This window comes from Mesorhizobium sp. M4B.F.Ca.ET.143.01.1.1, from assembly GCF_004792275.1.
In the GTDB taxonomy this organism is placed as follows: Bacteria; Pseudomonadota; Alphaproteobacteria; order Rhizobiales; family Rhizobiaceae; genus Mesorhizobium; species Mesorhizobium abyssinicae.
Genome location: NZ_SRSR01000013.1, coordinates 121,586 through 134,364 on the forward strand (window position 1 = coordinate 121,586; position 12,779 = coordinate 134,364).

At 66.1% G+C, this 12,779-nt stretch carries 11 protein-coding genes; 1 reads left to right on the plus strand and 10 read right to left on the minus strand.

Going from position 1 to position 12,779, the window contains the following annotated elements:
- Nucleotides 1-2: 2 nt before the first annotated feature.
- From EN786_RS26755 to EN786_RS26770, 4 genes are all read right to left on the minus strand, one after another.
- Nucleotides 3-770 carry an SDR family oxidoreductase gene (locus EN786_RS26755; protein ID WP_127310447.1) on the minus strand — a complete coding sequence of 256 codons (768 nt, stop codon included), beginning with the start codon at nt 768-770 and terminating at the stop codon, nt 3-5.
- Nucleotides 771-901: 131 nt separating this feature from the next.
- Nucleotides 902-2,410 (minus strand): sugar ABC transporter ATP-binding protein, encoded by a 1,509-nt coding sequence (locus tag EN786_RS26760; RefSeq protein WP_127310448.1) that lies wholly within the window; start codon nt 2,408-2,410, stop codon nt 902-904.
- Nucleotides 2,411-2,431: 21 nt separating this feature from the next.
- Nucleotides 2,432-3,370 carry a sugar ABC transporter substrate-binding protein gene (locus EN786_RS26765; protein ID WP_127282596.1) on the minus strand — a complete coding sequence of 313 codons (939 nt, stop codon included), beginning with the start codon at nt 3,368-3,370 and terminating at the stop codon, nt 2,432-2,434.
- Nucleotides 3,371-3,504: 134 nt separating this feature from the next.
- The gene (locus EN786_RS26770) at nt 3,505-4,515 is read right to left on the minus strand and encodes an ABC transporter permease (protein WP_127310449.1); all 1,011 of its coding nucleotides are present in this window, start codon (nt 4,513-4,515) and stop codon (nt 3,505-3,507) included.
- Nucleotides 4,516-4,731: 216 nt separating this feature from the next.
- Here EN786_RS26770 and EN786_RS26775 point away from each other — a divergent pair, with 216 nt between their 5' ends.
- Nucleotides 4,732-5,694, plus strand: a complete 963-nt coding sequence (locus EN786_RS26775) for a sugar-binding transcriptional regulator (protein WP_127282597.1) — start codon at nt 4,732-4,734, stop codon at nt 5,692-5,694.
- On the opposite strand, the gene EN786_RS26780 is transcribed toward EN786_RS26775, so the two are convergent.
- The 6 genes from EN786_RS26780 to EN786_RS26810 form a co-directional block, all read right to left on the minus strand.
- A complete protein-coding gene (locus EN786_RS26780; protein WP_127312181.1) occupies nt 5,684-6,286 on the minus strand; it encodes a hypothetical protein in 603 nt (200 codons plus the stop codon). The genes EN786_RS26775 and EN786_RS26780 overlap by 11 nt on opposite strands.
- A gap of 75 nt (nt 6,287-6,361) precedes the next feature.
- The gene (locus EN786_RS26785; RefSeq protein ID WP_135909050.1) at nt 6,362-7,846 is read right to left on the minus strand and encodes an FGGY family carbohydrate kinase; all 1,485 of its coding nucleotides are present in this window, start codon (nt 7,844-7,846) and stop codon (nt 6,362-6,364) included.
- A gap of 19 nt (nt 7,847-7,865) precedes the next feature.
- The gene (locus EN786_RS26790) at nt 7,866-9,188 is read right to left on the minus strand and encodes a homoserine dehydrogenase (RefSeq protein ID WP_127311943.1); all 1,323 of its coding nucleotides are present in this window, start codon (nt 9,186-9,188) and stop codon (nt 7,866-7,868) included.
- A 292-nt stretch (nt 9,189-9,480) separates the two neighbouring features.
- Entirely contained in the window at nt 9,481-10,587 is a 1,107-nt protein-coding gene (locus EN786_RS26795; protein ID WP_127311944.1) for a mandelate racemase/muconate lactonizing enzyme family protein, read from the minus strand.
- A 27-nt stretch (nt 10,588-10,614) separates the two neighbouring features.
- A complete protein-coding gene (locus EN786_RS26800) occupies nt 10,615-11,307 on the minus strand; it encodes a GntR family transcriptional regulator (protein WP_127287319.1) in 693 nt (230 codons plus the stop codon).
- Between the two features lie 310 nt (nt 11,308-11,617).
- Nucleotides 11,618-12,772 (minus strand): efflux RND transporter periplasmic adaptor subunit, encoded by a 1,155-nt coding sequence (locus tag EN786_RS26810; RefSeq protein ID WP_127311220.1) that lies wholly within the window; start codon nt 12,770-12,772, stop codon nt 11,618-11,620.
- Between the last annotated feature and the right edge of the window lie 7 nt (nt 12,773-12,779).

The following is a 12,779-nucleotide window of genomic DNA, read 5'->3' on the forward strand; positions in this document are numbered from 1 at the left end:
TCCTACCAGCAGACGAAGCCGCCATCGACGATGAGGTCGATGCCGGTGACGAAACTCGAGGCGCGGGCCGCCAGGAACACGGTCGGTCCGACCATCTCTTCCGGCGTCGCCATTCGGCCCATCGGCGTGTCGCGCTTGAAGATTTTTATCTGCTCGGCCACCTCCGGCCGCTTGTTCATCGGCGTCAGCGTGTAGCCGGGGCTGACGACGTTGACGCGCAGGCCGCGGTCGGCCCACTCCATGGCGAGGCTTTTCGACATGTGGATCACGGCCGCCTTAGAGGAATTGTAGTGCGCCTGCGTCAGCCCGCGATTGACGATCGAGCCCGACATCGAGGCGACGTTGATGATCGAGCCCCTGCGGCGCGGCAGCATGACGCGCGCCTCGGCCTGGCAAGATAGGAACACGCCGCTGACATTGACGTCGTAGATCTTCTGCCATTTCTCCAGCGGCAGCGTCTCGGCGGGCTCGGCGCCGGCGATGCCGGCATTGTTGACGGCGATGGTCAGCGCGCCGAGTTCTTTCTCCAGGCGCTCGATCGCCGCCGACAGGTCGCTTTCGGAGGTCACCGAGCCAGTCAGCACCAGCGCCTTGCGACCGAGCGCGGATATCTTCTGCGCGGTCTCTTCCAGCCCGCCCTTCGAGCTGTGGCCGAAGCAGGCGATATCGGCGCCGGCTTCCGCGAGGCCGATGGCGATCGCCTGGCCGATGCCGCTGCCGGCGCCCGTCACCAGCGCAACGTCGCCGCTGAGATCGAATAGTTTGGTCATTGGTTCCCTCCTGCCGGCTTTCGCGAAATCAAAGGGCGCCAACACTTTGTTGGCGCCCCGCGCGGTCCGGTGCCTGGGAGGCTATCACCTGCTGCGCCAAGTTTCGATTCCCCGGGTTCCTCACGTCGATCTCAGCTTGTCGCTAGCTCCATCACCGCGACATTGCTGGCTTCGCCGCGCTCGAGGATGCCGCGCTGGCGGCCGCGGCTCAGCACCAGCACGCGGTGAGAGAGCCCCAGCACCTCCTCGAGATCCGAGCTCACCACCACCACCGCCATGCCGGAGCGGGCGAGGTCGGCGATGACGTCGTAGATCGCGGCGCGGGCTCCGACGTCGATGCCGCGCGTCGGCTCGTCGAGGATGAACACCTTGGGTGGCCGTGACACCCATTTGGCGATGATCACCTTCTGCTGGTTGCCACCGGAAAGTTTCGAGACCGCCTGGTTGGGCTTGCCCTTGACGCCGAGCCGGGAGATGCCGGCCTCGGCGAATTTCTGCACTGCCTTGGGAAACACCCAGCCCTTCGGCGCGACATGGTCGAAATTGCCGAATGCCAGGTTCTCGCCGATCGTCTGCTCCAGCACCACGCCTTGCGCCTTGCGGTCTTCCGGCACCAGCACGACGCCGGCCCTGATCGCGGCGGCCGGGCCGTTGAGATGCACCGGCTTGCCGGCGACGCGCACCGCACCGGAAGAGATCGGGTCGGCGCCGGCGATCGCCCGCACCAGCTCCGTGCGCCCGGCCCCGATCAGCCCTGCGATGCCGAGGATCTCGCCTGATTTCACCGAGAAGCTGACGGCGTTGAAGCTCTTGTCCGGCGACGACAGGTTCTCGACCTCGAGCAGCGTTTCGTCGCGCGGCGGCGACAGCTTGGGAAACATGCGCTCGACGCTGCGCCCGACCATCTGCTCGACCACGGTGCGCACCGGGATGTCGGCGCGCTCGTGCCGGGCGACGATGCGGCCGTCGCGCATCACCACCACGCGGTCGGCGATCTGCGCGATCTCGTCGAGGCGATGGCTGATATAGATGAAGGACATGCCCTCGGCCTTGAGCTTGCGGATCTGCTGGAAGAGCAGCTCCGTCTCCTCGCCGCCGAGCGCCGCGGTCGGTTCGTCGAGGATCAGGAGCTCGGCGTTCAGCGTCAGCGCCTTGGCGATCTCGACCTGCTGCTGGGCGGCAATGCGCAACGTGCGCACCTTGCGCTCCGGCGAGACGTCGAGGCCGAGGCGCTTCAACTGCGCCGAGGCCTTGGCATTCATGGTCGCGCGATCGATGCGGCCGCCGCGCATCGGCAGGCGCCCGACATAGACGTTCTCTGCCACCGACAGGTCCGGCAGCAGCTTCAATTCCTGATGGATCATGCCGACGCCGGCCTCGATGGCCGCGGCCGGATTGGCGGGAGAATAGGGCTTCCCCCGCCAGATGATGGTGCCGGCATCCGGCTTGGTCGAGCCGGCGATGATGTTGGAGACGGTCGACTTGCCGGCGCCGTTCTCGCCGAGCAGCGCCACGACCTCGCCCGGCCGCACCTCGAAGCTCGCATCGGCCAGGACCTGCACCGGTCCGTAGCTCTTGCAGAGCCCATTGACGAAGAGCCCGTGATGCGGGCTTTCGCTGTGGCGAGGGTCGGAGGACATCGCGGCGCTGTCTCGGGTGCCTTACGGATGCTTTTCGATGAACTGCGCGACATTGTCCTTGGTGGTCAGCGTCGCTTCCTGCAGCTGCTCGGCAGGGATCTTCTCGCTGGCCACCAGCTTGATCGCCGCGTCGACGGCGAGCCGGCCCATGCCCTGGGTCTGCTGCGTGGCGGTGACGTCGAACACGCCGTCCTTCAAGGCCTTCAGCGCCGCGACGTCGCCGTCGAAGCCGGCAACCCAGACCTTGTGGCCGGGATTGGCGACCTTGACCGCCTGTGCCGCGCCCAACGCCAGCGCATCGGCCTGGCCGAAGATGATCGACACGTCGGGATGCGACTGCAGCAGGTCCTGCGTCAGCTTGAAGCCTTCGTCCTGGTGCCAGCCTTCGCTCCACAGCTCGCCGACCACCTTGATGTCGGGATAGGCCTTGAGCGCCTCGCCGCAGCCCTTGGAGCGGTCGACTTCCGGTGTCGTGCCCTTCTGGCCATGGATGATGATCATCTCGCCCTTGCCGCCGGCCTGCTTGGCGATGTAGTCGCACACGCCCTGGGCCGAGGCGACGCTGTTGGTGGCAATGAAGGTGTCGCCCGGCGCGCCGTCGGCGTTACGGTCGACATTGACCACTGGGATGCCGGCGGCCTTCGCCGTCTTGGTCGGAACGGTGGCGGCGGTGGCGCCGGCCGGGATGTAGATCAGCGCGTCGATGTTCTGCGTGATCAGGTCCTGCACCTGGCTGACCTGGGTCGCCGAATCGCCCTTGGCGTCGACGGTGACCACATCGATGCCCTTCTCCTTGGCGTAGGCTTCGACCGACTGCTTGATCTGGTTGAAGAAGTCGGCCTGCAGGTTGGCGACGGCCAGCCCGAGCTTCTTGGCGTCCTTGGCCGAGGCCGCGTCGGACAGGCCAAGCAGCGGGACGATGGCCGCGGCGGCAAGCAAGAGTGAACGTTTGGTCAGCATGTTTTTCCTCCGTTGATATTCAGTATGTTCCGCCCGCGCACCACGGCGCCCCTTGGCCGAACGTTCCCAGTCTCGGATCGACCGATCCGTCCATCGCCCGGAGATCCGGGCGAATTCTCATTGCGCCCGGCTCCTCACTGCGATCTGCGGCGCCAGGTGTCGGTGGCGACGGCAAGCGCGATCACCACGCCGATCACCACCTGCTGGATGAAGGGAGAGACGCCGAGCAGGTTGAGGCCGTTGCGCAGCACGCCGATGATCAGCACGCCGACCGCGGTGCCGCCGATCGAACCGACGCCGCCCGAAAGGCTGGCGCCGCCGATGACCACCGCCGCGATCGTGTCGAGCTCGTAGCCCAGGCCGGAACTCGGCTGCACGGAATCGAGACGGGCCGCGAGCACGATGCCGGCCAGACCGGCAAGCACGCCGCAGATCGCATAGACCCAGTTGGTCAGCGATTTGACCGGAATGCCGGACAGCCGCGCGACCTCGGCGCTGCCGCCGATCGCATAGAGGCTGCGGCCGGTGGCGCGGTAGTTGAGGAAGATGGCGAAGACGATCGCCAGCACGATCATCAGCCCGACGGTGACCGACAGGAAGCCGAAATGGCGGACGATCGACAGGTTGGTGAACCAGTCGGGGAAGCCGACGATCTGCGAGCCGTCGGTGATCATGTTGGCGAGGCCGCGCGCCACCGACATCATGGCGAGCGTCGCGATGAAGGGCGGCAGCTTGGTCATCGTCACCAGCAGCCCCGACACGAGCCCGCAGAGGCCGGCGACGACGAGCGCCGCCACGACGCCCGCCGGCACGCCGAGATTGAGATAGTCGGGGTGGGCGATGTAGCCCATCACCATGGCGGCCAGCGCCAGCACCGAGCCGACCGAAAGGTCGATGCCGCCGATCAGGATGACCAGCGTCATGCCGATCGCCATGATGCCGAGCACGGTGATCTGGTCGAGCACGTTGAGGATGTTGCGCACCGTCAGGAAGGTGTCGGTTGTCAGCGTCAGCGCCAGGCACAGAAGCGCCAGCCCGATCAGCGGCCCCATGGTTCCGGCGAACAGCACCGAAAGCTTCGTGCCCGTCGCGCCCTGCGCGCCGGCCGCGGCCTTCAGCTCGCTTGCATCATTGCTCACAGCCACCTTGTCTCCTCCGTCGGCGAACCGGCGATGCGCTGCCGTCCGCTCTTGTTCACCAGGCATCCTCCCTTGTGAACAATTTATCTTTGATATGCAATTTTGTTCAGCTAATCTGTTCATCAGAAAATTGTCAAGTGCCGCGGACGCATTCGGCGGCGGTTTGCGCCACCCGACGGATTGGCCTAGGGAGGGCCAAGGGAAATGCGGAGGGGCACGAGGATGGCGGTGATCGAGAACGAGAAGGCCTCGCGCTTCCCGGATGCCGAGCTCAAGGCCCGCGCCGCCTGGCACTATTATGTCGAGGGCCTGACCCAGGAGCGCATCTCCGAGATCCTCGGCATCGGCCGCATCAAGGTGCATCGCATCCTCTCTGCCGCCCGTGAGGAAGGCGTGGTCCAGTTCCGTATCCGCGACAGCGTCGTCGAATGCGTGCAGCTCGAGGAAAGCCTGAAGCAGCGTTTTGGCTTGAGCCAGGCGGTGGTCGTGCCTTCAGCCGCCGACAGGACCAACGCGCCGCTGATGATCGGCCATGCCGCGGCAACCTATCTGGCCGACAACGTCAATCCCGGCGATGTCATCGCGCTGGGCTGGGGCCGAACGCTGAAGTTCGCCATCAACGAACTGCCCCGACGGCCGATCGCCAGAACTACGGTGGTTTCGATGCTCGGCGGTCTTACCCATGCGCAGCCGCTCAACCCGACCGAGAGCGCCTGGGAGTTCGCCGAGAAGATCGGCGCCGAATGCTATCTGCTGCCGGTGCCGGTCTATGCCGACAGGCCGGAGCAGCGCGATGCCTTCATGAGCCAGCGCAGCGTCCAGGACGTTGTCTTCCGCGCCCGGCGCGCCAATATCGCCGTGCTCAGCGTCGGCGCCTTCTCGGGCAATAGCCCGATCGCCAATTACGGTTTCATCAAGCCGAGCGAGCTCGAGGAATTGCAGGCGGCCGGCGCCGTCGGCGACATCCTCTGCTACTTCATCGACGCCGAGGGACGCCCCGTCGACCATGAGGTCAACCGCCGCGTCTGCGCCTATCCGCTGCAGGATCTCTCCGATATTCCGTCGATCATCCTGGTTTCGGGCGGGCAGGACAAGGTGGCCGTCATGCGCGCCGCGCTTGCCAACACCAGGGTCTCGGTGCTGATCACCGACGAGGACGCGGCCAAGGGCCTGCTCAGTCGCTAGTCCAGCCGGCTAGAAAGTCGCAGACCTTGGGGCGCATCTCGTAGGACCAGTCTTTCAGCAGCACGGGCTTGAAATTTCCCTTGATCGGCCTGCTTTCCTCCAGGTCCTTGGAGACGGTGCCCTTGCCGGTTAGGTAGTTGATGTCGCAGTCGCCCTGGATCGTATCGACGGTGTCATCGGAGGTCCGGTTGCCCCAGTCCCAGCTCCGGCTGTAGCCGCCGACCATGAATTGGCCGTGGCGATAGACGACGGTCAGCGTCTCTTCGGTCGATTTGCTGGCGCCGCAGCCGAAGCAGGAGGTGATCGCCAGCGATCCCTTGCCCTTGGCTTCGAGATCGATGATGCGGTCCTCGGTCAGCGCTTTCCTGACGAAGTCGGGTTTTCGCGAGGGACCGGGCCTTTCCGCTCCCGTCCCCAGATAGATGTAGAGCTCGGCTGGACCATCGTCCTGGATCACCACGGCGCGGTCCATCGTGCCGTCCTGGTCGATGTCGAGCGAAAGCTCGAACGCGGGTTTGTCGCCTGCAAGCGCCGGCACGGGCATTGCCGCCAGCGCAACAAGCCAGGCCGCATGATGAAGGGCTGTCGTCATGAGCAATCGTCCGCCGCGCGCCGGGAGCGTATCACCAGCAGGGCAAGACGCAATATGCGTCGGCTCACACAGGCTTCAGGCCGCGCCCAGCCGCGCGTGGATGTCGCGCGTCGCATGATAGAGGTCGCGGTAAATTGCCTTGCGCGCGCGATAGACCGGCACCAGCGCCTCGACCGGATCGACCTGTCTTGCCGGTGGCGCGGCCATCGCCTTGGCGGCGTCCTCCGGCGAACCGAACCATCCGATCGCCGAGGCCGCCAGCATGGCGGCACCGAGTGCGGCCGCCTCGTTGACCGGCGAAACGGAGAGCGGCCGTTCCAGCACGCTCGCCATGATCCGCATCAGCAACGTCGAATTGGTGCCGCCGCCGGCCGCGATCATCGCCTCTGCCTTGCCGGTCTGCGCCTCCATCGCATCGGTGGCGATCGCCTGCTCGAAGGCGATGCCTTCCAGCACCGCGCGGAAGAGATGTCTTGGCTCATGGTCGAGCGACAGGCCGACAATGGCGCCGCGCGCAGCACCATCCCAGTACGGGCTCATGACGCCGGCCCAGTACGGCATGACCAGCAGGCCGTCGCTGCCTGCGGGCAGCTCCATCGCGGCCTTCTCCAGGATGGCGGCGGAGGGTGCACCGGTGGTGCGCACGATCCAGTCGACCAGCTGCATGCCCGAGCGCAGCACCGTCTCCAGCATGAAGCCGGAGCCGGTCGGTGAGACCAGCGTGCGGAACGCGTCCGATGTCGTGACCGTGCCGGAATAACTGCCGCTGACGACGCCCGAGCCCAGCGAGAGATAGCTCTTGCCGGGACCATGGACGCCCATGCCGAGGCCCATCGCCTGGCCGTCGCCGGCGCCGGCGATGATGGGCGTGCCGGCTTTCAGCCCCGTTGCCGATGCGATGATTTCGGAAAGCCCGCCGCAGATTTCTCCCGGCCCGACCAGCTCCGGCAGATGCTCCGGCCGCAACCCGGCGGCCTCGACCAGGCGGGGATGCCAGGCGCCGGTCTTGATGTCGAGCAGGCCGAGCGGATCGGCACTCGCGGTGCTGGTCACGAGCCGCCCGGTCAGCCGATGGACGAAGAAGCCATGCACGTCGACGAGTGCCGCTGCCTGGCCAAGCGCCTGCGGCCGATGTTCTGCAAGCCAGGCGAGCGCATAGAGCGCCGGCGTCGGATCCGGCGGTTTGCCGCTCCAGTCGCGGATCGCCTCGCGGCCGAGCTCGGCCGAAAGCCGCGCCACTTGCGGGCGGGCGCGCTCGTCCAGCCACAGGATCGCCGGGATGAGCGGCTTGCCGGCAGCGTCGATCAGGGTGAACGTCTCGCGCTGGTGGGCGATGGAAATCGCCACCACGCGCGAGCCGCCGACCTTGCCTGCGACCTGCTTCAGCGCGGCAAGCAGCGCCGCCCACCAATGCTCGGCGTCCTGTTCGAAATGGCCGGGCGCAGGGTTGGACAGCGGGTAGGTTTCGCGCGCCTGGAACAGTTCCGCCCCGTTCCGCGCGAAAGCGATCGCCTTCACGGCCGTCGTCGAGGCGTCGATCCCGATTACGACATCGTCCATCAGGCGGGGATCCGGGAGGTCAGGCGGCGTTGGTGACGAACCGTCCGTCCGACTGGTCGAGACGACGGCGGATCTGGGTTATCACCATCGAATCGTCGGGTACACAGTTTTCATAGGTGAGGAAGTCGCCGGCCTTCACCGGCTTCACCACCTTGGCGCGTTCGGCAAGCCCGAGCGGCAGCGCGCCCCTGGCACGCGCGTCCTCCCATGTCATGGCGAAGCCGCGATAGTCGTTCTCGCCGATCATGCCGAGCGACTGGCCGGCGCCGAGGTTGCTCTTGGCGACCGCCACGGCTTCCGCCACCGGATGGTCGAGCGGCTCCATGTCGGCGCGCTTGTAGACCACGGCGCGCGCCGCCGAGAGCGGCACCTCCAGGCTGGTCAGGTGATAGGGGCGGAAGATCGTGAAATAGGGGCCCTTGCCGACCTTGAGGTCGATCATGCGCTCCAGCACGCGCGGATGCCTGGTCTCGATGATGCAGAACACGCCAGGCGCCACGCCCTTGCCGATCGAATAGTCGACCACGCCCTTGCGATGCAGCACGCCGCCATCCTCGCGCGGACAGAGCACGTTGGCGAGTTCGTCAAGCGTCGCCGTCGGGCCGTGCATGCCCGGCACGTCAGGCACCAGGCCGGTGGCGTTGGCGATCGCCACCATCTCGATCGCCGTCTTCGAGCCGTCGACGAACTCGACCAGCATGCGCGCGTTCATGTTGCGCTCGCTGGCCTCCTTCTCGTAGTCTGCCGGCACGGCGTCGATCTTCAGCGGATTGTTCTTGCCCTTGCCGGCGGCAACGATGTTGAAGCCGAGGCTCTTGGCGAAGCCGATGATCTCCAGCGTGCAGGCGGGCTCGTCGCCGGCGGCGCCGGTGTAGACCACGCCTGCCTTGCGCGCCTCTTCCTTGAGGAAGCGGCCGATGGTGATGTCGGCCTCGACATTGAGCATGACGATGTGCTTGCCGTTCTTCATCACTTCGAGCGCGAACAGCGTGCCGATGTTGGGGTTGCCGGTGGCGTCGATGATGACGTCGATGCGGCCGGCGGCAGCAAGCGCATGCAGATCCTCGGTGACGGCGATCTTGCCGGCCTCGATGGCACGGTCGATGGCAGAGGCGTTGGGCGCCTGGACGATGTCGGAGAGGTCATGGCCGGCAAGCAGGGCCGCGTCGATCGCCGCTTGCGGACGCACCTCGGAAATGGCGCCGATGCGCATGCCCGGCATAAGTGCTACCTGAACGACGATGTCGGTGCCCATCTGCCCGGCGCCGGCGAGACCGATGATGATCGGCCCCTGCTTTTCAGCGCGCTGCAGGAGTTCCGCTGCGAATTGCGGATGGGACATATAGCTTCCTCCGGTCCTTGGCGCGCCGCTGCGCCGGGATGATTATCATGAACATTCCTATTTCCAATTGAAAAATATTTCAACCTGCATTTGGGCAGATGCTGCGGGAATCCGATTTGCAGACGCCGGCGCAGCGGCGATGCCGGACCTTCGATCTCGGCAGGGCGCATTCGTGAGGGATTTTGTCAGGCGTTTTTGGCCAAAATCGACGCCTTCAGCACGAATAGTGCTGAGTGTCTCAACAAGCGCTCAACCTGGAATCGGCGTCGCCGATATGCGGCGGATCTTTATCTCAGCCGCCGATCTCGAAGAACGGTTTGCCGAGCAGGTCCGGCACCACGTCGATCCCGAGGCCAGGCCCGTCGGGGATGCCCATGCGGCTGCCGGTCACCGGCGGTTTGTTCGAGGCGGTGCGCACCGTCACCCATTCGTGGAAGGCGATGGCGTGCAGCCGCCGCTCCTCCGGTGTCGACAGCGACAGATGCGCCATGGCGGCCGTGTCGATCTCTGCGCCGCCGGTGTCCTCGACCGTGATCATGAAGCCGAGGTCGACTGCGACGTCGCGGATCTGCCGCGTCCTGGTGACGCCGCCCAGCCGCGAGATCTTCAGCGTCAGCCCGTCGGCCGCGCCCCGGCGGTGAATTTCCAGCATCTCCTCCAGCGAGGTGACGGATTCGTCGAGCACCATCGGCTTGTCGAGCATGCGGCGCACCGACATGTTCTCGTCGAGCGTCGTGCAGGGCTGCTCGAACGTGTAGTCGATGCCGCGCGTCGCATCGGCGAACTGGCGCGCCTGGTAGGGTGTCCAGCCGGCATTGGCGTCGCAGAAGATCACCGTGCCCTTCGATACGGCGGCGGCGACCGTCGTCACGCGCTCGATGTCGTCGCGGACATTGCCGCCGACCTTGACCTGCAGCCGGTGGTAGCCCTCGGCGACGATGCGCCTGGCGAGCGCGGCCATCTGGTCGAGCGTGCCGTGCGTGACGACCCTGTAGAGCTCCGCCGTCTCGCTCTCGCGGCCACCGAGCATCGTCACCAGCGGCACGTCCGCGGCGCGCGCCGCGAGGTCCCAGCAGGCCATGTCGAACGCCGACTTGATGTAGGGATGACCCTTGAACACCGTGTCCATCAGCCGGCCGATGCCGGCAAGGCCGCGCGGATCCTGGCCGATCAGATGCGGCGCGATTTCCGGCACGCCCGCGCGCGTTCCCGCCGGAAACGCCGCCGAGTAGAAATTGCCTAGCGGCGCCATCTCGCCCCAGCCGGTCTCGCCGCTGTCGGAGGTGATGGCGACGATCACCGCGTCGAAGCAGTCGGCGACGCGCCCCTTCGACATCCGGTAGGGCCCGTCCACGAAGGGCTGCACGACATGGTAGGCCTTGATGCTCTTGATCTTCACGTTGTCGTCCACTGTCTGCGGGATTGGTCAGGCGCCTTTCGAGGCGCGCTTTTCGAGGCTGCGCGCATAGGCGAGAAGCTCTTCGAAGTCGAGGTCGATATGCTCGCGCGCGTGGCGCTGGGCGGCGCGCATGTCGTTGCCCTTGAGCAGCGCCACATAGGTCTCGTGCACATCCTCCGCGGGCACCGGCTCGGCGCGCGCCTGCTGATGCAGCGCGAAATACATCTGCAGCCGGCTGGTCAGGCGCTGCCAGGTTTCCAAAAGCACGGAATTGTCGGCCCATTCGTAGATCAGGCCATGCAATTGCAGCGCCGTCTCGATCTGGCGCGTCGTGTCGAGCGCACGCGTCGCCTGCTTGACCGTCGCGTGGCGGCGGTCGAGCTCGTCGAAGAAGCGCTGGTCGCGCAGCGGCCAGGTGCACTCGATGGCGAATTCATCGAGCACCTTGTTGAGCGAATAGGCGTCGATGATGTCCTTGGCGGTGACATCGATGACGAATGTGCCGGCGTAGGGAATGCTGGTCAGGATGCCTTCCTGGACCAGCTCGCGCATCGCCTCGCGCAGCGGCGCGCGGCTTACCCGCATCTGTTCGGAAATCCTGAGCTCGTTGAGCTTCTGCCCCGGCTCCAGCTGGCCGGTCAGGATGGCGCGCCGCAACAGCGCGACGATCTCCGCCCTGCGCGTCGTATCCGCGATCGGACTGAAATCCAGCTTCGCCATGCGCCCACTCCGGATGAACCCTTGGAAGACAAACAGATTGTCGACAATCTAACAAGAGGGCAATTTGCGAATTCCGAAATTTCTGTCGATGGCTCAGGCCGCGCGGCAATCATGGCCGGGGCCGATCTCGAAGCGGGCCGCCTGATCGCGCTCGTCGGTCTCGGTGCGCCTCGGCCAGCCCTATTGCGCCTTCATGCTGCCGGCAAAGGCCGAGCGTGCCGACATCGCCGGGCTGGTCGCCTTGCTCAACAAAACGGCGCCCTCGACGTGGGAGTCGAGGGCGCCGCGGGACCGGGACTGATGGGGGTTATCAGCTGGCCGGTTTTTGTTGCGGCAGCGGCGAGACGGGCATGCCGGGGCCGATCTTCTGCAGGTTGCCGGTGATCACCTGGTCGCCCTCGGCGACGCCGCTCAGGATGGCCACCTGGTCGCCATTGACCGGGCCGAGCGACACCATGCGCTGGTCGACCGTATTGCCCTTGCCGACCACGTAGAGGTACTTGCCGAGCTGGCTGGAGCCGAGCGCCACCTGCGGGACCATCAGCGTGTCGGGCTGCTCCTTCACATGCAGCCGGACGCGAACATACTGGCCGGGCAGCAACGAGAACTTCGCATTGCCGATCGTCGCCCGCGCCGTGATGGTGCCGGTCGAATGATCGATCGTGTTGTCGATGAAGGTCAGCTCGCCCTTCTGGCTGGGTTCCGTCTGACCCGGCAACAGAACATCGACGGCGATCGGGCCGGCCGCCTTGGCCGCCTCGATCTCAACCAGATCCGTCTCGCTCGGATTGAAGGTGACGTAGATCGGATCGAGCTGCACCAGCGTGTTGAGCACCGTGCCGGCGACGCTGACCAGCGTGCCGACCGAAGCCTGGTTGCGGCCGATGCGCCCCGGGAACGGCGCCTTGATCTCCGCATAGCCGAGGTTGAGCTCGGCGGTGCGGAGCGCCGCCCTGTCGACCGCAAGCGCCGCCTCGGCCGCGCGCAAGGTGCTGGTGCGCTGGTCGAAGCTGTCCTTGGCGAGGTAGCCGCTCTTGGCGAGCTCGGTGCCGCGACCGAGATTGGAGCGCGCGTAGTCGAGCGTCGCGGTGTCACGCTCGATCTCGGCCTTCGCCTGGTCGAGTGCGGCCTGATAGTCCTCCGGCGCGATCCGGTAGAGCAGGTCGCCCTGCTTGACGTCGCTGCCGTCGGCGGCAGCCTGCTCCTGCAGATAGCCGGGCACGCGGGCCTGCAGCGTGATGCTGCGGATCGACTCGACGCGCGCGGCATAGTCGAGATAGATCGGAATGGTCTTCTTGACGACGTTCACCACCGGCACCGGCATCACGAAGGCCGCCGGCGCGGGCGCTGCGCCCGCCGTGCCGGCATTGAGGCTCAAGCTGCCCATGTCGAGCAGATGGACGCTGGCCATCGAAATTGCGCCGAGCGCCACGGCCGTTCCCAAAGCGATTTTCCATTTACGCATTTTGGTC

What these genes read in the sequence shown, in the direction of transcription:
- EN786_RS26785 (WP_135909050.1), bottom strand. Translation starts at nt 7,846, where the DNA reads ATGGACGATGTCGTAATCGGGATCGACGCCTCGACGACGGCCGTGAAG.
- EN786_RS26810 (WP_127311220.1), bottom strand. Translation starts at nt 12,772, where the DNA reads ATGCGTAAATGGAAAATCGCTTTGGGAACGGCCGTGGCGCTCGGCGCA.
- EN786_RS26760 (WP_127310448.1), bottom strand. Translation starts at nt 2,410, where the DNA reads ATGTCCTCCGACCCTCGCCACAGCGAAAGCCCGCATCACGGGCTCTTC.
- EN786_RS26800 (WP_127287319.1), bottom strand. Translation starts at nt 11,307, where the DNA reads ATGGCGAAGCTGGATTTCAGTCCGATCGCGGATACGACGCGCAGGGCG.
- EN786_RS26755 (WP_127310447.1), bottom strand. Translation starts at nt 770, where the DNA reads ATGACCAAACTATTCGATCTCAGCGGCGACGTTGCGCTGGTGACGGGC.
- EN786_RS26765 (WP_127282596.1), bottom strand. Translation starts at nt 3,370, where the DNA reads ATGCTGACCAAACGTTCACTCTTGCTTGCCGCCGCGGCCATCGTCCCG.
- EN786_RS26780 (WP_127312181.1), bottom strand. Translation starts at nt 6,286, where the DNA reads ATGACGACAGCCCTTCATCATGCGGCCTGGCTTGTTGCGCTGGCGGCA.
- EN786_RS26775 (WP_127282597.1), top strand. Translation starts at nt 4,732, where the DNA reads ATGGCGGTGATCGAGAACGAGAAGGCCTCGCGCTTCCCGGATGCCGAG.
- EN786_RS26790 (WP_127311943.1), bottom strand. Translation starts at nt 9,188, where the DNA reads ATGTCCCATCCGCAATTCGCAGCGGAACTCCTGCAGCGCGCTGAAAAG.